Origin of the sequence: Vibrio sp. ES.051 (genome assembly GCF_002563795.1) — a bacterium.
Classification (GTDB): domain Bacteria; phylum Pseudomonadota; class Gammaproteobacteria; order Enterobacterales; family Vibrionaceae; genus Vibrio.
On the sequence record NZ_PDJL01000004.1, the window covers coordinates 1126713 to 1146756 of the forward strand.

Here is a 20044-nt window from a genome sequence, read left to right on the forward strand (position 1 = left end):
ATATCCTTATGGTTTATTGCTTGCAGTGCATAACGCAATTGTGTAAACAAAGGAGCAACTATTTACAATAAAACGGTCGTAAAGGGAAGGCATGTTTAAGAAACTAAAAGCATCACTGGGGATTGGCTCAGCCAAAGTTGATACAATTTTAGATGAAATGAGCGTATATCAAGGTTCGACGCTGAAAGGGCATGTTCATATCAAAGGTGGGGACGTTGAACAGCAAATTGATGCCATCACTATTAAGCTAAATACGGAAATGAAAGTAGAAGTGGATGATAATGTGAGTTATCAAACATTCACTATCGATCAATTAAAAGCGGTTGAACCGTTTGTCATTCAGGCAAATGAAGAAAAGCAAGTTTCGTTTGAGCTTAAATTGCATGATGAAACACCAATTACGGCTGTCAGTGCGCTTAAGAATCAATGTCATGTATGGGTAGAAACAACGCTAGATATTGATTTTGCAATTGACCCTCGTGATCGTGATTACATTGAAGTGAAACCACTTCCTTGCGCATCACGCGTTATTCAGGCGATTGAGCAGGCGGGCTTCACCATGGTGAAAGCGGACGTGGAAAAAGGCTTCTTGCGTGGGAGCACATTTGCCTCTCGTTCAGGAATTTATCAAGAGCTTGAATTCCGCAATAATGGTTTTCTCTCCACCAAAGAAATTGAACTGTCCTTTATCTTAGAAGGGCAGGTTATGCATTGTTTGGCAGAGATCGACCGTTCGTTGAGCCTGGCTGGTGATCAATATCGTTCATTTACCTTGCCGATTAATGCAACCGATGCACAAGTTGCAGCAGCGGTTGCACCTGCGCTAAACCTTTAACTCTCTCAGCTTTCTGAGTTTGGTGAGAATAAGTATCGATATCCCAAGCTAAATGCGATATCGGTACTGTTGTCCATGTTTCTTGCATTCTCTACCGCTAAAAATTCAATAGCAGAGCTCTCCATTACATATCGATAGCCAAGTACAAGCTCGTTGGATGCATCAGCAAATTCTGCAGGTCCTTCTGTCGATCCTTGATACCAATGATACTCAACCACTAAGTGATGGTTTTCTTCTAACGCATAACGGTATCCCACCGCAGTGGCAACAGTATTATGTCGATAAGGCAGTTCAAGCAAGGCGCGATCATTTGAACGAAAAGTCATGCCTACCATCGAATAAAAAGCATGGGCATCATTCAAGTAGCTGTAATTCAGTTGGAAGCCTTGTTCAAAATTACTGCCTTTAAAGGCAGCGTGAGCAACATCATTAAAATATAAGCTACCACCAACCGAGAGGCCGTGATGCTCATTCTGTAATACTTGATATTGCACGTAAGTAGAGATGTTATTGGCAAGTGTTTGTCCTTTAAAGTCATCTTCCAGTACATCATATTGCCGCATTGAGATGTAGAAACGGTCTCTATCTACATTATCTCGTCCATTTTGTCCGATGCCGAACAAGTTATGGAAACTTTTAGTCAGGCCATCTAAGTGGTTATCAGCTGCGAAAACCCATCGATAATTGAGCTCCCATTGCCAACGGCTATTGATTTGCCACTTGCTGCCGATCTCGATTTGATTATGGTAGTAATCAAGAGCGTATTCATCGGTATGAGCCCATACACTAGCCACGGTTCCTGAGCCGTAGGCTTCTACTAAACCAGAAGGAAGGCTATGCCCAGAACGGAGTATATTGGTGTGACTCACCACTTGCATTGGTGATTGCGCGTAGGATCGAAGCGGCCCGTATTGAGCACCAGACGTGAAGGCAGGAACTGAAAACATAGAAGCACATATAAATCCAATAAGACGGTGTCTAAAATTCATCATACTGAATACCTCTGACAAACGACTTAATAAGACAACTATAGTGTTATCGAGCAATGAATGATGCCTTTTAATTATATCAATTGTCTATTTAAACGGTATCAAGTAAGCCGTTTAAGGTGAATCTCTCTGCGCGCAAGCCTTATGGATAAAACTAAATCGCGCTTTGCAATCTAAATGTGAGCTAGGTACAATCTCACTTTTGATAATGGTCCGGTATTCGTGTTACCGAGAGGCCGTTATTGACTCTCAACTATTTTCCAACAAATAGCTTCTAATTTGAATAACATGTGTTGCTTGGTGTGCAACACCACTGTAAAGGACATAGCATGCCTATAATTACTCTTCCTGACGGCAGTCAGCGTCAATTTGACAACCCAGTATCGACAATGGAAGTTGCGCAATCGATCGGCCCAGGTCTTGCCAAAGCAACGATCGCTGGTCGTGTAAATGGTAACCGCGTAGATGCGAGTGATCTGATTGAAGAAGATGCAAGCCTAGAAATCATCACAGTTAAAGATGAGGTTGACGGTCTAGAAATCGTTCGTCACTCTTGCGCTCACCTCCTTGGTCACGCTATTAAGCAGCTTTACCCTCAAGCTAAAATGGCGATCGGTCCTACGATAGATAGTGGTTTCTATTATGACATCGACCTAGACGAGTCTCTAACGCAAGAAGATCTAGAAAAGATTGAAAAGCGCATGAAAGAGCTTGCGAAAACCAAGTACGAAGTTGTTAAGAAAAAGGTGAGCTGGCAGGAAGCGCGTGATGCGTTTGAATCACGTGGTGAACCATACAAAGTGGAAATTCTAGACGAAAACGTATCTCGTGATGATCGCCCGGGTCTTTACCACCATGAAGAATATATCGACATGTGTCGTGGTCCTCATGTTCCACACATGGGCTTCTGCCAACACTTCACACTATTGAACGTGGCAGGTGCTTACTGGCGTGGTAACAGCGACAACAAAATGCTTCAACGTATCTACGGTACGGCTTTCCACGATAAGAAAGCACTGAAAGCGCACCTAACTCGCCTAGAAGAAGCGGCGAAGCGTGACCACCGTAAGATCGGTAAACAACTAGACCTATTCCACATGCAGCAAGAAGCTCCGGGTATGGTCTTCTGGCACCACAATGGTTGGTCTATCTTCCGTGATCTAGAAGTATTCGTTCGTGACAAGCTAACAGAATACGATTACCAAGAAGTAAAAGGTCCACTAATGATGGATCGTGTTCTTTGGGAACGCTCTGGTCACTGGGACAAATACGCTGATGCGATGTTTACGACGTCTTCTGAGAACCGTGAATACGCAATTAAACCAATGAACTGTCCAGGTCACGTACAGATCTTCAACCAAGGTCTTAAATCATACCGTGATCTGCCGCTACGTATGGCGGAGTTTGGTTCATGTCACCGTAACGAACCATCTGGTGCACTGCACGGTATTATGCGTGTACGTGGCTTCACTCAGGATGACGCTCACATCTTCTGTACTGAGAGCCAAATCCAAGAAGAAGTAACAAACTGCATTAAAATGGTATACGATACATACCAAACATTTGGTTTCGACAATATCGTAGTGAAATTGTCTACTCGTCCAGAGAAACGTGTAGGTTCAGACGAAATCTGGGATCAATCTGAAGAAGCATTGAAACTTTCTCTTGAATCAATGGACATCCCATATGAGATTCAAGAAGGTGAGGGTGCATTCTACGGTCCTAAGATCGAATTCACGCTATATGACTGTCTAGACCGTGCTTGGCAGTGTGGTACTGTTCAGCTTGATTTCAACCTACCAGGTCGCCTAGGCGCTACTTATGTAGGTGAAAATAACGAACGTCTTGTACCAGTAATGATTCACCGTGCGATTCTAGGTTCACTAGAACGCTTCATCGGTATCCTAATCGAAGAATATGCTGGCTTCTTCCCAACTTGGTTGGCGCCAGAACAAGCAATTCTTATGAACATTACTGATAAACAGTCAGGTTATGTTCAAGAAATAGTACAAAAACTACAAAAAAGTGGAATTAGAGCCAAAGCGGACTTGAGAAATGAGAAGATTGGCTTTAAAATCCGCGAACATACTTTGAAGCGAGTACCGTATATGCTTGTAGTTGGTGACCAAGAAATGGAAGCTGGCGAAATTGCAGTACGTACCCGTAAAGGTAAAGATCTCGGCAAATTTAAAGTGGATGACTTTATTGCATACATCCAAGACGAGATCTCAAGCCGTAAGCTCAATCTGGAGGAATAAGCTATTAAAGGCGGAAGACGTGGCCAACAGCCGGTAAAACAAAACCCGCACCGTATAAACGGTGAAATTCGTGGTGTTCGTGAAGTTCGACTAACAGGCGCTGACGGTGACTCAGTTGGTGTTGTATCGATTCAAGAAGCCATTGCAGCTGCTGAAGAAGCTGGTATGGATCTCGTTGAGATCAGCCCTAACGCCGAGCCACCTGTTTGTCGTGTGATGGACTATGGTAAGTTCCTCTTCGAGAAGAGCAAAACTGCTAAAGAGCAGAAGAAGAAGCAAAAGCAGGTCCAGATCAAGGAAGTAAAATTCCGTCCTGGAACTGATATTGGAGACTATCAGGTAAAACTACGCAACCTGACGCGTTTCCTTGAAGAAGGCAACAAAGTGAAGGTAACAATTCGCTTCCGTGGCCGAGAGATGGCACACCAAAGCATCGGTGTTGACGTTCTAAATCGTCTTAAGGAAGACACTGCAGAACTTGCTGTAGTGGAATCTTTCCCTAAGAAGATCGAAGGTCGCCAGATGATCATGGTGCTAGCCCCTAAAAAGAAGTAATTAACGGCTCATAAAGTAACTTAAACCTAGTCGTTTAACACGACGACTAGGTTTTGTTCGCCTTAATTACATTGTTAATTAAACTACTACAATGCGGAGTTATTCATCATGCCTAAGATGAAAACCAACAAAGGTGCTGCTAAGCGTTTTAAGAAAACTGCTGGCGGTATTAAGTTCAAGCACGCTACTAAACGTCACATCCTGACTAAGCGTACTACTAAGAACAAGCGTCAACTACGTCCAAATGCAATCCTTCCACGTTGTGAAGTGGCTGCAGTAATCCGTATGTTGCCATACGCTTAATTCTTTTTAGTTATCAATCGTTTAGTTTAGGAGAAGCATAATGCCTCGCGTAAAACGTGGTGTACAAGCTCGTGCACGTCATAAGAAAGTTCTAAAACAAGCCAAAGGTTACTACGGAGCACGTTCACGTGTTTACCGCGTAGCTTTCCAAGCAGTTACTAAAGCTGGTCAATACGCTTACCGTGACCGTCGTAACAAGAAACGTCAATTCCGTCAACTTTGGATTGCACGTATTAACGCTGCGTCTCGTCAAAATGGTCTATCTTACAGCCGTTTCATCAACGGTCTTAAGAAAGCATCTATCGAGATCGATCGTAAGATTCTTGCTGATATTGCGGTATTCGACAAATCTGCATTTGCAGTTCTAGTTGAAAAAGCAAAAGCTGCTCTTTAATTAGCAGTTTAGGTTTAAGAAAAGGGGGAGCTTAGGCTCTCCTTTTTTATATCTTCGCATAACTCATTCCAAGGATTTTCCCTTCGTATAATTGACACACTCTCATTATCATTCCCCCGCCTAATATCTACTTCCACTTTCTTGGTTTTATCTCCTCAACTTAAATGATAATGTAAATTGATATTAACGGCTTGAGGAACTACAAATGATCTGCACAACGACAGAGACTATTCCAGGAAAAGATATCGTAGAAATACAAGGAGTGGTAACAGGTAATGTTGTTCAATCTAAACATATTGGCCGTGACCTGATGGCTGGCATTAAGAGCATCTTCGGTGGAGAGATTCGTGGTTATACCGAAATGATGAGCGAAGCGCGCAACGTCGCAATTCAACGCATGGTGCAAGACGCAGAATATAAAGGCGCAGATGCGATTGTTGGTATCCGGCTGACAACCAGTTCAATTGTGGATGGTTCTTCTGAAATTTTAGCTTTTGGTACCGCTGTAAAACTTGCTAACTGATATGACTTGTAATAAATAAACGCCACGAACGGACATAATAGCGCCATACCATAAAGCTACCAACGTGGTTGGTTGATAAATTAATCAAAAAGATCGAGTGAGATAGATCGACTTCATTGTTTTGATTGACAGTTAGAGCGTTAAGGAAAATTTATCGTTACTATCCGATATGTTTATTGTGGTATTGATAGATATATATGAGCAACTATCAATGCTTACTGTTTCTACTCAGGAGTCGTTACGTTGAAGTCATTTGACTGGGACACATATTTCGAAACTGGAATTGAAAAAGTTGATGAGCAACATCAATACTTAGTTGGTTTTATCAATAAATACGGCGAACTTTTGACGCAAAACAGTATTGCTTTAACGGATATCCAACTTGCGCTTTTTGATCTATCTCGATATGCCGAGTTTCACTTCAAGGAAGAAGAGAGTTTGATGCGAGAGGCTGGTATATATTCCGAGCACCTAAATAGGCATATTCAAGTTCATCGCGCGTTTATGAGTGATATTATCAGCATGCAAAGCTTCATCAATGAAGAAAACAAAAAAGCAGCGAAGCAGTTGCTGGATTTTCTTATCCATTGGCTGGCGTACCACATTCTAGGAATTGATCAGAATATGGCGAAGCAAGTAGCCGCTATACAGTCTGGTATGTCACCGAAAGCAGCATATGATAATCAAGAAAAACAAGTAAATGCTTCAACAGAACCTTTGCTAAGGGCGTTAACCGAACTATTTTCACAAGTGTCTGAGCGTAATCGAGAATTGCTCAAGCTTAATTTGGTTCTGGAAGAAAAGGTTGATGAAAGGACGCGACAACTCTCCGACGCCAATAAACAGCTTGAAGCGTTATCATTAACAGACTCTTTAACACAGCTCCCTAATCGTCGAAACGCGATCAAGATACTAAAAACGTTGTGGGATGATGAGGACAGCAAAGAATGGTCCCTTGTTTGCGTAATGATAGATGCAGATTACTTCAAGCAGGTTAATGATACCTGTGGGCATGAGGCTGGAGACGTGGTCCTTCAAGAGCTCGCACAAGCACTGACACACTATTTCCGCAGCGATGATATCGTTTGCCGTTTAGGGGGCGACGAGTTTCTCGTGATTTGTCCGGATACTGGTTTAGAGGGGGGATTGCATGTCGCCGAAGTAGTAAGAAAAAAAGTATCTGGTATGCAAGTATCAACATCAGTCGAATCTTGGCGAGGCAGCATCAGTGTGGGAGTAGCGGAGCGCCGAGGTGATATGGGTACCTACACAGATTTAATTCGTGTGGCAGACAAAGGGGTGTATCTTGCCAAGCAGAATGGTAAGAACTGTGTTCGTTCCGTCCAAAAATTGACTTAATCCAACGGAGATAATTCCTCCAAATGCTAATCACCAAAGAAACGTACTTTTTGTCTTATTCTTAAAATCTGGCGCCACTATATTTGGTCGATTCGTAAAATAGTCTCGATAAATGCGTGTCATTCCAAGAGACGCGGCCTTTATACTTTTTGTGTTCTTTTTACTCAATAACCTTTTCTTTTCATAATTCAATTTGGCATTGGTGTCTGGTTTGGCTACTATGTACAGCTATCAAAAAACCAATCACTCCTTTATGGACACTACCTGCAGGTAGATGAGGAAACGATGCAACATCTAGAAGAGATCATTGCTAGCGCAAGCAGCGCCATTGACGCTGCCGAATCGCTAGTCGCACTTGATGAAGTGCGTGTTCAGTATTTGGGTAAAAAAGGTGAGCTAACTGCTCAACTGCAAAGCCTAGGTAAACTACCACCAGAAGAACGCCGCGAAGCGGGTCAAGAGATCAACAAAGCGAAAGGCGCAGTTCAGCAAGCTATCGCAGCTCGTAAAGATGCACTACAGCGTGCAGAGCTGGAAGCGAAACTCGCAGCAGAAACAATCGATGTTACTCTACCAGGTCGTCGTATTGAGAACGGTGGTTTACACCCAGTAACTCGTACTGTAGAGCGTATTGAGAAGTTCTTTGGTGAACTTGGTTTTAACACCGAAGCTGGCCCAGAGATTGAAGATGCATTCCACAACTTTGATGCGCTAAATATTGCTGCTGATCACCCTGCTCGTACTGATCACGATACCTTCTTCTTCAATCCAGATTTGATGCTTCGTACTCATACGTCTGGAGTACAGATCCGTACGATGGAAAATGGCAAACCACCATTCCGTTTCATCGCACCGGGCCGTGTATACCGTAACGACTACGACCAAACTCACACGCCAATGTTCCATCAAGTGGAAGGTATGTTGGTTGATGAGAACGTAAACTTTGCACAGTTGAAAGGCATCCTGCACGATTTCCTATGTAACTTCTTCGAAGAAGAAGTAGAAGTACGTTTCCGTCCATCTTACTTCCCATTCACTGAACCTTCAGCAGAAGTAGACGTGAAAGGCAAAAACGGTAAATGGCTAGAAGTACTAGGCTGCGGTATGGTTCACCCGAACGTACTACGTAGCGTGGGCATCGATCCTGAAAAATACTCTGGTTTCGCATTCGGTATGGGTGTTGAACGTCTAACGATGCTTCGTTACGGCGTGAACGACCTACGTGCGTTCTTCGAAAACGATCTTCGTTTCCTAAAACAGTTCAAGTAATCCAGAGGGTTCATCAACATGAAATTCAGCGAATCATGGCTTCGTGAGTGGGTAAACCCAGCGGTTACTACTGACGAACTTACTCATCAAATTACAATGGCCGGCCTAGAGGTAGACGACGTTCTTCCTGTTGCGGGGTCTTTCACTGGCGTTAAAGTGGGTCACGTTGTTGAATGTGGTCAACACCCAGACGCAGACAAACTGCGCGTAGCTAAAGTTGACGTGGGTGAGGAAGAGCTTCTAGACATCGTTTGTGGCGCACCTAACTGTCGCCAAGGTCTGAAAGTAGCAGTAGCAACAGTTGGTGCTGTTCTTCCAGGCGATTTCAAAATCAAAAAAGCGAAACTACGTGGCCAACCATCTCACGGCATGCTTTGTTCATTCACTGAACTAGGCATCGATGTTGAGTCAGACGGCATCATGGAACTAGTAGAAGACGCAGTAATCGGTACAGATTTCCGTGAATTCCTAGGTCTAGATGACGTAACGGTAGACGTAGATCTAACAGCAAACCGTGCTGACTGTTTCAGCATCCGTGGCCTAGCTCGTGAAGTTGGCGTACTAAACCGTGCTGACGTGACTGAGCCATCAGTAGAAGCAGTTGCCCCTTCAATCGACGATAAAGTGTCGATTGAAGTGAAAGCACCTGCTGCGTGCCCACGTTACCTAGGTCGTGTGGTTAAGAACGTAAACGTTCAAGCTGAAACGCCACTATGGATGCAAGAGAAACTGCGTCGTTGTGGTATTCGCTCTATCGACCCAGTAGTAGACATCACTAACTACGTTCTTCTAGAGCAAGGTCAACCAATGCACGCATTCGATCTAGCGAAGGTCGAAGGTGGTATCGTCGTTCGTATGGCTGAGCAAGGTGAGAAGCTAACACTTCTTGACGGCAGCGAAGCAGAACTAAACGCTGATACATTGGTTGTTGCTGACCACAACAAAGCACTGGCAATCGCAGGTATCTTTGGTGGTGAAGAGTCTGGTGTAACAACTGAGACTAAAAACGTTCTACTAGAGTGTGCATTCTTTGCACCTGACCACATCCGTGGTCGCGCGCGTAGTTACGGTCTTCACACTGATTCTTCAATGCGTTTCGAGCGTGGTGTGGATTACGCACTACAAGTGAGCGCAATGGAGCGTGCCACTCAGCTTCTTGTTGAAATTTGTGGCGGTGAAGTAGCACCTGTTGTTGCTGTTGAGTCTGAAGCAGACCTACCTAAGCCAAACAAAGTTGCTCTACGTCGCACTAAACTAGACAACCTACTAGGTCACCACATCACGGATGCAGACGTAGTAGAAATCCTAGAGCGCCTAGGTTTAACTGTTGAAGCTTCTGTTCTTGAAAACGGTGAGTCAGGTTGGAATGCAGTTGCACCAACATGGCGTTTCGATATCGCTATCGAGCAAGACTTGATTGAAGAAGTTGGCCGTATCTACGGTTACGACAACATCCCTAACCAACACCCAGCAGCAGCACTTAAGATGCACAACCACGTTGAAGCGGACCTTCCACTGAAACGCGTTCGTGATCTTCTTGTTGACCGTGGTTACCATGAAGCAATCACATATAGCTTCGTTGAGCCAGAGCAACAAAAGCTAGTTGTACCTGGTGTTGAACCATTAGTGCTTCCAAACCCAATTTCTGCAGACATGTCAGCAATGCGTCTTGGTCTTATCCAAGGTCTGCTGAACACGGTTGTTCACAACCAGAAACGTCAACAGCCACGCGTTCGTCTATTCGAATACGGCCTACGTTTCATCCCATGTGAATCTGCAGAAAACGGCATGCGCCAAGAGCCTATGCTAGCAGGTGTTATCGCAGGGACTCGCGGTGAAGAGCACTGGGATATCGAAACTAACACCGTTGATTTCTTCGACCTTAAGGGCGATCTAGAAGCGATTCTAGAGCTATCTGCGAACGAAAAAGCGTACTCTTTCGCAGCACTGTCACCTGAAAGCAAAAAAGCTAACCCAGCACTTCATCCAGGTCAATCTGCGGCAATCATCGTAGATGGCAAAGAAGTGGGCGTGATCGGTACCGTTCACCCTGAGCTTGAGCGTAAGTTCGGTCTAAACGGTCGGACTATCGTATTCGAAATCGAATGGTCTGCAATCAACAGTAAAGTGATTCCAGAAGCGGTTCAGCTTTCTAAATTCCCATCAAACCGTCGTGATATCGCGGTAGTTGTGGATGAAGCGGTAGCATCTGGCGACATCGTTAATGCTTGTCTAGAACAAGGCGGTGAGTTCCTGAAAGATGCGAAGTTATTCGACGTATACGTAGGTAAAGGCGTTGAAGAAGGCAAGAAGAGCCTAGCAATCGCTCTGACTCTACAGTCAGTTGAGCGTACGCTTGAAGATGCTGATATCGCTGGCGCGGTAGATGCTATCGTTGCTCACGTTTCTGAGAAGTTTGGTGCAGCTCTGCGTGACTAAGCGTTAGGCGAACTACCTCTTTTAAGAAACTAAAAACCCTGCCAAATTGGTAGGGTTTTTTATGTTGAGGATTACCTTATCGTTGCTCACGTGCTATGCCGCTTACGTTACCTCTGATAACCTCAAAAAGCTGGACCAAATTAAGGGTAGCGCCTCAATCGAGAGTCGGATCTGTCGTTTTTTCTGCCAATACACGCTAACGCCAGTTTATTAATAATTAGCTGAGTGAGAGGGTGTAGCTCAGTAAAAGCGGCAGCGTAAGAATACTGAAAAAGTTACCAAATAGTACCATTGATGCCACTTTCATCGGTTCTATATTCAGTCTTTCAGCAAATAGGTAATTCATGACGGCTGGTGGAAGCATTGTGAAGAGTACCATCATCTGCAATTGCATCGTTGGAAGGGGTATTAACCAATAAATAAGTGCAAACGCAACCGCCCCAGTTGCAAGTGACTGCACGGTGCACAATACACCAACCTTTAAACCGTCCACTCTTAAATGACACATTTGCGCCCCTAGAGATAAAAGCATCACGGGTACTGCCGCTTGGCCAAGTAGAGCAGTCGCTTCGTATAAGGGCGTCCATGCTCCCACAGCCGACACGTTCAGACACAGAGCCAACGAAGCTGCTAAAAAGATCGGCATTTTGATTATCTGCTTAAAAGGGTTCCCATGACTAAGCAGCATCACGCCTAAGCTGATATGCAGACACGCCGAGACGACAAATAACAACACTGCTGATGAGAGCGCAACTTCTCCAAACGTATAGGTAAATAAGGGAATGGCTAGGTTTCCACTATTGCGAAACATATGTGGCGGCGCCCAGGTTTTAAACGAGAGTGACGTCAACCGACATACAGGGATCATGATCAGAGCAGGAACCAAAACCGCGACAATTGCTGCCAAAAGGAGTGGTCCCTGATTCGAGTTTAACGGCATGCTAGCGAGCGAAGAAAACACCAGCGCAGGTGTGAAAACTTCAATATTAATGCGGTTAATTGGACGAAAGTCAGGCTTGATGTAACGACCTACCAGATAGCCGACTCCGACGAGAGCAAAAACAGGGAAAAGAATATTTATGATCTGATTAATCATGGTCGTCTTAATTAGAGGTAAGGATATGAGTTCGAGAAGCCCTAATGAGCACATTAGCAACCTTTGTATATTGCGTCACCGCTGGCCAGTGAGAAGCGTGGGTTAAATCAAGCTTTATAAGCACATTTGTACCGTTAGATAGTCATACCTTTAAGTCCATGCATTACGTGTCGAGTTACATACAAATTACTGAAATTACGATAAGTTTTGTATCAAGTGCTGGTAAAACAATCCATCACTGACATTTTTGTTAAATAGTGATTAATGTTGATATAAATTCAGTTATTAGTTGTTTTAACTGGGTTGGTTTCTTTTGTAAGATGAAGTAGAAACAAAAATATTAAAACCTTGGTGTTTAACAATAATTTTCATAATGCTATTCCATTGTTTGCCAATAAAAAAATTGGCGAAAATCATAAGCTTGTCATACACTTACCGATGTAACCCCGATATGTTGTTGAATTGGTAGGGTAAAACTGCTCTGGCGCTACACTAAGTAGCATTGTTTAAAATAGCTTTGAGGAAAGTTTTATGGCGCTCACAAAAGCCGAACTGGCAGAAAACCTGTTTGATAAATTAGGATTTAGTAAACGGGACGCCAAGGAAACGGTGGAAGTGTTTTTTGAAGAGATTCGTAAGGCACTGGAAAGTGGCGAACAGGTAAAACTGTCAGGTTTTGGTAACTTTGACCTTCGTGACAAGAATGAACGACCTGGTCGTAACCCGAAAACCGGTGAAGATATTCCAATTACTGCTCGACGTGTAGTGACGTTTCGCCCAGGGCAGAAGTTAAAAGCGCGTGTAGAGAACCTGAAGAAAGTACAGTAAGCCGAACAAATAGATCACGCGAAAGCATGGTCTTTTTGGCGTAAACACGTGTCTTATACAAAGAAAAACCATCGCAACGCGGTGGTTTTTCTGTTTCTTGAAGTTATTTTGGGATGCGTCTAAATACTTTACAAGCTAGGAGGGTCAGTTATTTTCCACGCCTTAGCCTATCAAGCAATATTGCTAAATAGCGATTATGCCGCCTCTAAGTGAGTGGTTAAGTAAGGTTGCCACGCTTGTTGATATAAGTTCTTAGATTGGGTACGCATGTTTCTAATTGAAGCGAGTTCTAATTCGCTGAGTTCACGTTTCTCTATCATGGCTTGACGTTCAAGTTTCTGAACTTTCTCGTAAAGGTCATGCTCAGGACCATTTTTCACATTAGCTATTGCTTTTAAGTGCAATTGAACTTCTGCAACCAAATTAGTTTTAGGCAGGCGAACCAACAAATTTAAATCGCGATAACCAGAAGGACTCGGTTTTTTAAAGCGATTTTTAACTTTTACTATGGTTGTTTCTCGCTCTAAGGTTTCATAAATTGAGACCAAACTAGCCACATCTTCCGCAACAATGGTTGCACGAGCAAGATCGGTAATACGCTCCACTTTTCCATCCAGTTCTAGGGCTATTTTTGCTTCTGCACGTTGTTTGGATTTCACACCCGCAAAGTACGGCTGAGCATCATTAAGAAGTGCCGTACTTTTACAAATAGTTTCAAGTTCGAATTGTGCTTGGTGTGCTTTACTGTAGAGGATGTCGAAATCAGAGTATGGCTGTGTTGGTGTTGAGTCGATATTTTGAATGCCATATAAACCGCTGAGGCTGTGTTTAAAGAGTTTCGCGCAAACTTCGTCTTGATTAGCTGAACGATTTTGTTCGTCACTCGGTGGGGGGGTAATAGGAAGTGCGGCGAACGCCGGCGCACGGCTGAGTACCAAAAGCATCAATGCAGTAGTACGTAGAAATAAGCTCATTCACTCTCCTTAACTTGCATTCACTTAGAAAATAGGGAACATAAAGGTCGCTAAGATTGGCAAATTAGGTTCTAACTCATTAATGGGGCCTTTGTGAAAGATCCCAAGGTTTAACTTTAACCTTAAAGTGGAATCGTGCATTAGATCACCATTTCTCTTTTCTTTATTCTGTTGTTTAGGGTAAAGACACCCTCTACTAAGGAATGGTGACATCCTATCATCGCTCTATTAACTAAAGATGAACGACATAGACAAATTTGAGAAAATCGTTAGTCTTACGCCACAAAATGAAAATTAGCCGATAAGTAGAAAATAAAATGAGAGACCAAGAGTTTTGGCACAACAAATGGGCCAGTAATCAAATCGGATTTCACTTGGAAGATGTAAACCCACTACTACCTGCCTATTGGCCGCACACTAATCCAAAGCGTGAAGATAAAGTATTGGTTCCATTATGCGGTAAATCAGAAGATTTGATTTGGTTAGCAATGAAGCACGATTCAGTTGAAGGTGTCGAGCTAAGCCATATTGCTGTTCGATCTTTTTTTGCTGAGCACCTTTATACGCCAATGGTGACTCCGCTTAATGGTATGCACGAGCTGTATCAGTTTGATGAGCTCTCGATTTATACCGGTGACTTTTTTACGGCGCCAGTATCTCAAGCCGATATCATTTATGACAGAGCCGCGTTGGTGGCTTTACCACAAGACATGCGAGGAGAGTATGTAGAGCGCCTCAAGCAACTTTTGAATCCAGGCGGTCGTATTTTGCTTGTTACACTCAACTATCCTCAAGAAGAGATGGCGGGGCCTCCATTTAGTGTGCCAGTCGAAGAGATTGAGCAGTTATTTTCAGGTTACAAAGTTACCTGTTTGAACGTAGATGAAGCTGATGAAAACCATCCTAAAATCGCCAAAAAAGGCTTAAGTCGCTTCTCTGAAGAGGTGTACTTAATCGAGAGCGAATAGGATTTCCTCGGTTTGTAAAGCGAAACAGCGCAGCAATTAAAGCTGCGCTGTTTTTTGTAGGAATGGAGCGCGTTTAATAAGTGACATTCACTTTTGACGCACTCTCAATAGCATCTTGAACGGCTTCTTCGGTCGTTTTACGTCGAGTAAGAACAACACCTAAGCGGCGGCGACCATCAATCTCAGGCTTACCGAATAGACGAATTTGCGTTTGAGGTTGAGCTAAGGCTTTGGTTAGATTGTTAAAGCGAATGTTTGTTGAAGTCCCTTGACCAAGTATTACGGCGGACGCTGATGGACCATATTGCACAATTTTATTAATCGGCATTCCGGTAAATGCACGTACGTGGAGAGCAAACTCTGACATTTCTTGAGAAATCATCGTGACCATGCCTGTATCGTGTGGGCGAGGAGAGACCTCATTGAAAATGACTTTATCGCCTTTAACAAACAACTCTACACCAAAGAGGCCGTAGCCACCGAGTGCGTTTACCACTTTCTCTGCCGTGTGTTCTGCTGCTTTTACTGCGTTTTCTGACATGGCTTGCGGTTGCCATGATTCGCGGTAGTCACCATCTTCCTGACGATGGCCAATTGGAGCACAGAAATGAACACCATCAACAGCTCTGACGGTCAATAAAGTGATTTCGTAATCAAAATCGATAAAGCCTTCAATAATGACACGCCCATAACCTGTGCGTCCGCCTTCTTGTGTGTGTTCCCACGCTTTTTGAATGCCGTCTTCGGTCTTAATAACACTTTGGCCCTTACCTGATGAACTCATGACAGGCTTAACCACACATGGGATACCGACGTGTTCGACTGCGCTTTTGAAATCATCGTAGTTATCAGCAAATTGGTAAGGGGAGGTCGCCAAGTTAAGCGTTTCTGCGGCTAAACGACGGATACCTTCGCGGTTCATCGTGAGCTGAGTTGCTTTTGCCGTTGGCACCACGTTCAAACCTTTTTCTTCAAGTTCAACCAATTTATCAGTAGCGATAGCTTCGATCTCTGGTACAACATAAGTGGGTTGTTCTTGATCAATAATTTTTTCTAAGGCTTGACCGTCTAACATATCAATCACATAACTTCGGTGAGCGACTTGCATTGCTGGAGCATCGGCATAACGGTCGCAAGCAATAACCTCCAATCCAAGTCTCTGGCATTCAATCGCGACTTCTTTACCAAGTTCGCCAGAACCCAGAAGCAATACACGAGTAGCATTTGCGCTGGTTGCAGTACCAAACATAGTGTTCCCTTACAAAATAAAGTGATGAGATAGAAATTGCAGAGGATCATACTGATTTTTTTTAACGAAGCAAACGTTTGCGTGGTGGTTTTGATAATAATACCCTGCAAAATATGCAGGGTTATTGGGCGCAGCTAGGAGAGACAGGGGTTACACGTTTGCAAAGCTTAAAGGAATATCAGGATTGATTGTTTCTAGTGTTGATTGTGTGTCCGCTAAGTGACTGATTTTCCCCTTAGCGCTTTCTGCTAAAGCGGCCGACTTAATATTATCGAAGGTATCGCTCGCCATCAGAATTTGGATTAGAGCTACCTGCAGTGGTGGCAGGCTAGGGTTGAACGCAGCATTCTCCGCATAAGCTCCTTGGAAAACACGACCACTTACCATTTCAAGAGAAATACCACTCATATTGTTAGTGTATGGTGAGTGACTCATATTCATTGCATCTACTGCTTTTTGAACAAGAGCATCCTCTTCATCGTAGGTAAAGTTGTGTTTATTACCATCCATAAGACGCAAGTTTATGCCGAGATCACCAGGACCGAACGCTTCTGGAAGATAGTTATGCAGAGATTTTTCTTCACGCTCAGGAAGTTGAATTTTAAGCTCTGCTGAAGTCGTCAGTTCGTTCATGAACTGGCGACAGTGACCACAAGGGCTGTAGTTAATCGTGATGTCTTTAATACCACGTTCACCTTTCATCCAAGCATGGCTAATAGCACATTGCTCAGCATGAACCGTTTGTCCGAGTTGAACGCCGAGAAACTCCATATTTGCGCCAAAGTAAAGACGACCCGACAGACTACGAACGATTGCGCCTACATAGAATTCGGAAATTGTAGCGTAGGAAAACGCAGCGGCAAAAGGAAGCAGAGCAACACGAAGCTCTTTATCTGATAAGCCAGTAGCTGAAAGCAACTGTTCAAACTGTTGCTCTGAAAGCGTAGCATCAAAATCATCCGCTTGAATGATAGGAGCCAGTTGTTTGGAAAGTGCTTCTGGAGCGCTCGCTAGCGCCTGTTCAATGCGACTTTTCATGTTGAATCCTTGTTATTGCATGGACAGTTATTCTATGTAAAAGAGAGAAATATTCTGTGCTACAAATCACACTGGTGAGTGTAATTGAATTTTCTGTTACACAGTTTGAGTGAGCTCACACATGTGTTCGATTGCACTCTCGTGAAGCGTTAACTCAGTCTCACTATCAAGTATATTAGCGTATATTCATATTCTAAGTAGCAGCAATGTGCTATGACCACGGTTATGCTTGATTTAGGTCTATTTCTAAAGTGCTTAGAGAATCGCTATTTGGTCGTGCGCAGGAAGGTGGTGTTGATTAACGTTAAAGAGGTAAGGAGGGGGGCCTGATAGAGGAGGACAGGCCAAGAGCGTTTAATCTACTGATAAAACCAGACTGCTAAGGCAAAAAAACTTGGAGCTAAAAGAGAAGTGATGATGCCACATAAAACTAATGCTAACGATGAAAACGCAGCATCAACTGGTTGTTTCTCTGCGCAAGTGGCTGTGCCCAACGCGTGAGATACGGTACCCATCGTTAAACCTCGTGCAATAGGGTGTTTAATGCCAATCAGGTTATAAATTGGGTATGCTAAAATCGCCCCCAGGAGACCAACAATAAGCACTAAGATTGCAGCCACTGCGGCTTCGCCTCCTAGGTGGCTAGAGATTTCCATCGCAATCGGTGTGGTCACAGATTTCCCCAGCAAGCTTGCGATTAAACTGATATCTGCTTTAAAAGCAACGGCTATTAACGTTGTCGTCATCATCGACATCACGCTGCCTACCATGCAAGCAAATGTGATGATGCGCCAGTTCGCTTTAATTTGTGGGAGCTGTTCATATAGCGGGTAAGCCAGAGCAACTACGGCTGGTTGAAGTAAAAAACTGATCCCTTCGTTATCCGCATAATACGTTTCAAACGGCACATTTAAGTAAGTAAGCAAAGGAATGAGCACTGCAATACTGATCAACAAAGGATTTGCTAGAGGATTATTCACTTTGATTGCGATTTGGCGCGCGACAAGAAAAACCGCAATGGTAACAACTAACCACATATCAGTGCTTCTCCTTTAGCAAGTAGTCCAGCAGCCAAGCGAGACTGACCAATACAATGAGTGAGCCTCCAACAGCGCTAGCAATAATCGGCAGTGCGTTGGCAAGTAGTATATCGAAGTGCTGCATCAGGCCGACGCTAATCGGAACGAACAACAGGATCATATAGCGGATGAACAGCGTAGCCCCAGGTTTTACCCAATCGACTTTGACAACCCCCAGCGTCATGGAGAAAAACAATATAAGCATACCGATGACACTTGCTGGTACGGAAACGCCAGTGAATTTTTGAATGGTAATACCGATGCCAAGAGCTCCCATAATGAGGAAGAAGGAGATAAGCAGTTGGATAAGTTGTAAGAATCGGTCTTTAATCATTTCGGCAGCATATAAACGACAAGCACACCAGAAGGTGCGCTTGTATCAGGATAAATTAGGAAGCGAGGTTCTCAACATAACGGTATACGGATTTTAATATCGCAAGCTTCTTTTCGTCACTTTCATGTTCGTGAACTAAGTTCTCTAAATTCAGCATGTATTCTTCGATTTGATTTTCAAATACTTCTCGGCAGTGCAAAGCCCAACGCCTTTGTTCTTGATCATCTAGCGTTCCAGGGAAGTTACGAGCACGGTAGCGGAACAATAATGGTTTTATGCGCTTATCGTCGAATTCAATATCCAGCGCGGCTAGGTTATTCGGGTCTGTTTCACGAATGATATCCATTGCGGTGCGATCAGCAGGAGAAAAGAACCCATTATAAAGTTGAGTATCAACGTCATCACTCTTTTCAAACTTACGTTCGATAGAAAACAGGTTAATCAGTTTTTCTCGAATTTCAGGATGCTGACGAAGTAGCGACAGGTTGGCTAAGCATCGCTGACGATCGATACCAATCTTTCCTGCGTTTTCAGACGTCAGTGTTTTTGCTGGCGCAAGAATAGGGCATTTGTTCAGGTGAACCAATTTGACTGGAACAGGCAATAACTCTCCCAGATCCTCACGTTTAGTGTAGAGCCTTTCGTGTAACTCTTCGGCAGATAGCTCAAGAATTGGTTGCGGATTTTTGGCTAAGTCAATCGTAATAACGGCGTTATTATTTGTCGGGTGCCACGCGACAGGTACAATCCAACTGGTGTATTGGCATTCGCGACCCAGCATGCCTGATACGTGCATCAGTGGCGTCATATTAACGATATCGACTAACTCGTTTAACTTACGTTTCTGACGCATAGAAAAGAAGTAATCAAATAGCTTTGGTTGAGCCGCTTTTACTTTTTTCGCCATTTCGATAGTTGCGATAACGTCTGCCATTGCATCGTGCGCATTACTGTGTTCGATACCGTTGGCGACAGACAAGTGCTCTAATTTAAAGCTGGTAAAACCGTCTTCATTTTCTGGCCATTCAACGCCTTCTGGACGAAGGGCATGGCACGCTCGTAACACATCGAGTAAATCCCAGCGTGAGTTGCCGTTTTGCCAACTCCAAGCGTAGGGATCAATGAAGTTGCGATAACAAGTATAACGAGTAACCTCGTCATCAAAGCGAATGCTGTTATAACCTAAACTGGTTGTTTTGGGTTTAGCAAGTTCAGCGTGAATTTTAGCGATAAACTCAGGTTCAGGAAGGCCTTCCTGAATTGTTTTTTGCGGAGTAATACCGGTAATAAGCGCAGCTTCTGGGGATGGGAGATAATCAGCGGGTGGCTGGCAGTACATGACTAACGGCTCACCGATGATGTTAAAGTTTTCATCTGTGCGAACGCCAGCAAACTGGCTTGGGCGGTCTTTTGCGGGATTAGTTCCCCAAGTCTCGTAGTCAAAGAAGAAAAAAGTTGGCTGATTATCTTGGTGCATTCTGCTTACCGTTTACGGAACCGATAACAGTATTAGACCATTCAACGCTTTGACTAGCAACGAAAGATGCAAGGTGA

Annotated in this window: 19 protein-coding genes; 11 read left to right on the forward strand and 8 right to left on the reverse strand. The window is 43.8% G+C overall.

What is annotated here, in order from left to right; all coding sequences use genetic code 11:
• Nucleotides 1-91 precede the first annotated feature (91 nt).
• On the forward strand, nucleotides 92-835 hold the full coding sequence (locus ATG66_RS11630) for a sporulation protein (RefSeq protein WP_098415454.1): 744 nt from the start codon (nucleotides 92-94) through the stop codon (nucleotides 833-835).
• Between the two features lie 5 nt (nucleotides 836-840).
• Here ATG66_RS11630 and ATG66_RS11635 read toward each other — a convergent pair whose 3' ends face one another.
• Nucleotides 841-1827, reverse strand: a complete 987-nt coding sequence (locus ATG66_RS11635) for a DUF3187 family protein (protein ID WP_098415455.1) — start codon at nucleotides 1825-1827, stop codon at nucleotides 841-843.
• 326 nt (nucleotides 1828-2153) lie between these two features.
• Between ATG66_RS11635 and thrS the strand changes: the two genes are divergently transcribed.
• The 8 genes from thrS (at nucleotide 2154) to pheT (ending at nucleotide 10924) form a co-directional block, all read left to right on the forward strand.
• Nucleotides 2154-4082 (forward strand): threonine--tRNA ligase, encoded by a 1929-nt coding sequence (gene thrS, locus ATG66_RS11640; protein ID WP_098415456.1) that lies wholly within the window; start codon nucleotides 2154-2156, stop codon nucleotides 4080-4082.
• Nucleotides 4083-4085: 3 nt separating this feature from the next.
• The gene (gene infC / locus ATG66_RS11645; RefSeq protein WP_098415457.1) at nucleotides 4086-4637 is read left to right on the forward strand and encodes a translation initiation factor IF-3; all 552 of its coding nucleotides are present in this window, start codon (nucleotides 4086-4088) and stop codon (nucleotides 4635-4637) included.
• Between the two features lie 108 nt (nucleotides 4638-4745).
• A complete protein-coding gene (gene rpmI / locus ATG66_RS11650) occupies nucleotides 4746-4940 on the forward strand; it encodes a 50S ribosomal protein L35 (protein ID WP_098415458.1) in 195 nt (64 codons plus the stop codon).
• A 40-nt stretch (nucleotides 4941-4980) separates the two neighbouring features.
• Complete coding sequence (gene rplT / locus ATG66_RS11655) at nucleotides 4981-5334, forward strand: 50S ribosomal protein L20 (RefSeq protein WP_021019837.1); 354 nt, start codon at nucleotides 4981-4983, stop codon at nucleotides 5332-5334.
• 205 nt (nucleotides 5335-5539) lie between these two features.
• A complete protein-coding gene (locus ATG66_RS11660; RefSeq protein ID WP_098415459.1) occupies nucleotides 5540-5857 on the forward strand; it encodes a heavy metal-binding domain-containing protein in 318 nt (105 codons plus the stop codon).
• Nucleotides 5858-6100: 243 nt separating this feature from the next.
• Nucleotides 6101-7216: a GGDEF domain-containing protein gene (locus tag ATG66_RS11665; RefSeq protein ID WP_098415460.1), complete on the forward strand. Its 1116-nt coding sequence runs from the start codon at nucleotides 6101-6103 to the stop codon at nucleotides 7214-7216.
• A 285-nt stretch (nucleotides 7217-7501) separates the two neighbouring features.
• Nucleotides 7502-8485 (forward strand): phenylalanine--tRNA ligase subunit alpha, encoded by a 984-nt coding sequence (pheS, locus tag ATG66_RS11670; RefSeq protein WP_098415461.1) that lies wholly within the window; start codon nucleotides 7502-7504, stop codon nucleotides 8483-8485.
• A gap of 18 nt (nucleotides 8486-8503) precedes the next feature.
• Nucleotides 8504-10924, forward strand: a complete 2421-nt coding sequence (gene pheT / locus ATG66_RS11675) for a phenylalanine--tRNA ligase subunit beta (protein ID WP_098415462.1) — start codon at nucleotides 8504-8506, stop codon at nucleotides 10922-10924.
• A 217-nt stretch (nucleotides 10925-11141) separates the two neighbouring features.
• On the opposite strand, the gene ATG66_RS11680 is transcribed toward pheT, so the two are convergent.
• The gene (locus ATG66_RS11680) at nucleotides 11142-12020 is read right to left on the reverse strand and encodes an AEC family transporter (RefSeq protein WP_098415904.1); all 879 of its coding nucleotides are present in this window, start codon (nucleotides 12018-12020) and stop codon (nucleotides 11142-11144) included.
• A 531-nt stretch (nucleotides 12021-12551) separates the two neighbouring features.
• On the opposite strand from ATG66_RS11680, the gene ihfA reads away from it, so the two are divergent.
• Nucleotides 12552-12848, forward strand: coding sequence for an integration host factor subunit alpha (gene ihfA, locus ATG66_RS11685; RefSeq protein WP_005377899.1), 297 nt, complete (start codon nucleotides 12552-12554; stop codon nucleotides 12846-12848).
• A gap of 194 nt (nucleotides 12849-13042) precedes the next feature.
• Here the strand turns inward: ihfA and ATG66_RS11690 are convergent, their stop codons facing one another.
• The gene (locus tag ATG66_RS11690) at nucleotides 13043-13822 is read right to left on the reverse strand and encodes a phosphoribosylglycinamide formyltransferase (RefSeq protein ID WP_098415463.1); all 780 of its coding nucleotides are present in this window, start codon (nucleotides 13820-13822) and stop codon (nucleotides 13043-13045) included.
• A 317-nt stretch (nucleotides 13823-14139) separates the two neighbouring features.
• Here ATG66_RS11690 and ATG66_RS11695 point away from each other — a divergent pair, with 317 nt between their 5' ends.
• Complete coding sequence (locus tag ATG66_RS11695; RefSeq protein ID WP_098415464.1) at nucleotides 14140-14790, forward strand: thiopurine S-methyltransferase; 651 nt, start codon at nucleotides 14140-14142, stop codon at nucleotides 14788-14790.
• Between the two features lie 73 nt (nucleotides 14791-14863).
• On the opposite strand, the gene purT is transcribed toward ATG66_RS11695, so the two are convergent.
• The 5 genes from purT to sbcB all read right to left on the reverse strand — a co-directional run bounded on the left by purT (nucleotide 14864) and on the right by sbcB (nucleotide 19967).
• Nucleotides 14864-16039 carry a formate-dependent phosphoribosylglycinamide formyltransferase gene (purT, locus tag ATG66_RS11700; protein WP_098415465.1) on the reverse strand — a complete coding sequence of 392 codons (1176 nt, stop codon included), beginning with the start codon at nucleotides 16037-16039 and terminating at the stop codon, nucleotides 14864-14866.
• A 150-nt stretch (nucleotides 16040-16189) separates the two neighbouring features.
• Entirely contained in the window at nucleotides 16190-17077 is an 888-nt protein-coding gene (gene cdd, locus ATG66_RS11705; protein ID WP_098415466.1) for a cytidine deaminase, read from the reverse strand.
• 359 nt (nucleotides 17078-17436) lie between these two features.
• On the reverse strand, nucleotides 17437-18114 hold the full coding sequence (locus ATG66_RS11710; protein WP_098415467.1) for a CidB/LrgB family autolysis modulator: 678 nt from the start codon (nucleotides 18112-18114) through the stop codon (nucleotides 17437-17439).
• A gap of 1 nt (nucleotide 18115) precedes the next feature.
• Nucleotides 18116-18490: a CidA/LrgA family protein gene (locus ATG66_RS11715; RefSeq protein WP_098415468.1), complete on the reverse strand. Its 375-nt coding sequence runs from the start codon at nucleotides 18488-18490 to the stop codon at nucleotides 18116-18118.
• A gap of 55 nt (nucleotides 18491-18545) precedes the next feature.
• Nucleotides 18546-19967, reverse strand: coding sequence for an exodeoxyribonuclease I (gene sbcB / locus ATG66_RS11720; RefSeq protein WP_098415469.1), 1422 nt, complete (start codon nucleotides 19965-19967; stop codon nucleotides 18546-18548).
• Between the last annotated feature and the right edge of the window lie 77 nt (nucleotides 19968-20044).

Excerpts from the sequence above, each read along its gene's own strand:
- ATG66_RS11715 (WP_098415468.1), bottom strand. The coding sequence starts at position 18,490 with ATGATTAAAGACCGATTCTTACAACTTATCCAACTGCTTATCTCCTTC.
- ATG66_RS11680 (WP_098415904.1), bottom strand. The coding sequence starts at position 12,020 with ATGATTAATCAGATCATAAATATTCTTTTCCCTGTTTTTGCTCTCGTC.
- ATG66_RS11660 (WP_098415459.1), top strand. The coding sequence starts at position 5,540 with ATGATCTGCACAACGACAGAGACTATTCCAGGAAAAGATATCGTAGAA.
- rplT (WP_021019837.1), top strand. The coding sequence starts at position 4,981 with ATGCCTCGCGTAAAACGTGGTGTACAAGCTCGTGCACGTCATAAGAAA.
- ATG66_RS11690 (WP_098415463.1), bottom strand. The coding sequence starts at position 13,822 with ATGAGCTTATTTCTACGTACTACTGCATTGATGCTTTTGGTACTCAGC.
- ATG66_RS11635 (WP_098415455.1), bottom strand. The coding sequence starts at position 1,827 with ATGATGAATTTTAGACACCGTCTTATTGGATTTATATGTGCTTCTATG.
- ATG66_RS11630 (WP_098415454.1), top strand. The coding sequence starts at position 92 with ATGTTTAAGAAACTAAAAGCATCACTGGGGATTGGCTCAGCCAAAGTT.
- pheS (WP_098415461.1), top strand. The coding sequence starts at position 7,502 with ATGCAACATCTAGAAGAGATCATTGCTAGCGCAAGCAGCGCCATTGAC.
- rpmI (WP_098415458.1), top strand. The coding sequence starts at position 4,746 with ATGCCTAAGATGAAAACCAACAAAGGTGCTGCTAAGCGTTTTAAGAAA.
- purT (WP_098415465.1), bottom strand. The coding sequence starts at position 16,039 with ATGTTTGGTACTGCAACCAGCGCAAATGCTACTCGTGTATTGCTTCTG.
- sbcB (WP_098415469.1), bottom strand. The coding sequence starts at position 19,967 with ATGCACCAAGATAATCAGCCAACTTTTTTCTTCTTTGACTACGAGACT.
- ATG66_RS11695 (WP_098415464.1), top strand. The coding sequence starts at position 14,140 with ATGAGAGACCAAGAGTTTTGGCACAACAAATGGGCCAGTAATCAAATC.
- cdd (WP_098415466.1), bottom strand. The coding sequence starts at position 17,077 with ATGAAAAGTCGCATTGAACAGGCGCTAGCGAGCGCTCCAGAAGCACTT.
- thrS (WP_098415456.1), top strand. The coding sequence starts at position 2,154 with ATGCCTATAATTACTCTTCCTGACGGCAGTCAGCGTCAATTTGACAAC.
- ihfA (WP_005377899.1), top strand. The coding sequence starts at position 12,552 with ATGGCGCTCACAAAAGCCGAACTGGCAGAAAACCTGTTTGATAAATTA.
- pheT (WP_098415462.1), top strand. The coding sequence starts at position 8,504 with ATGAAATTCAGCGAATCATGGCTTCGTGAGTGGGTAAACCCAGCGGTT.
- ATG66_RS11710 (WP_098415467.1), bottom strand. The coding sequence starts at position 18,114 with ATGTGGTTAGTTGTTACCATTGCGGTTTTTCTTGTCGCGCGCCAAATC.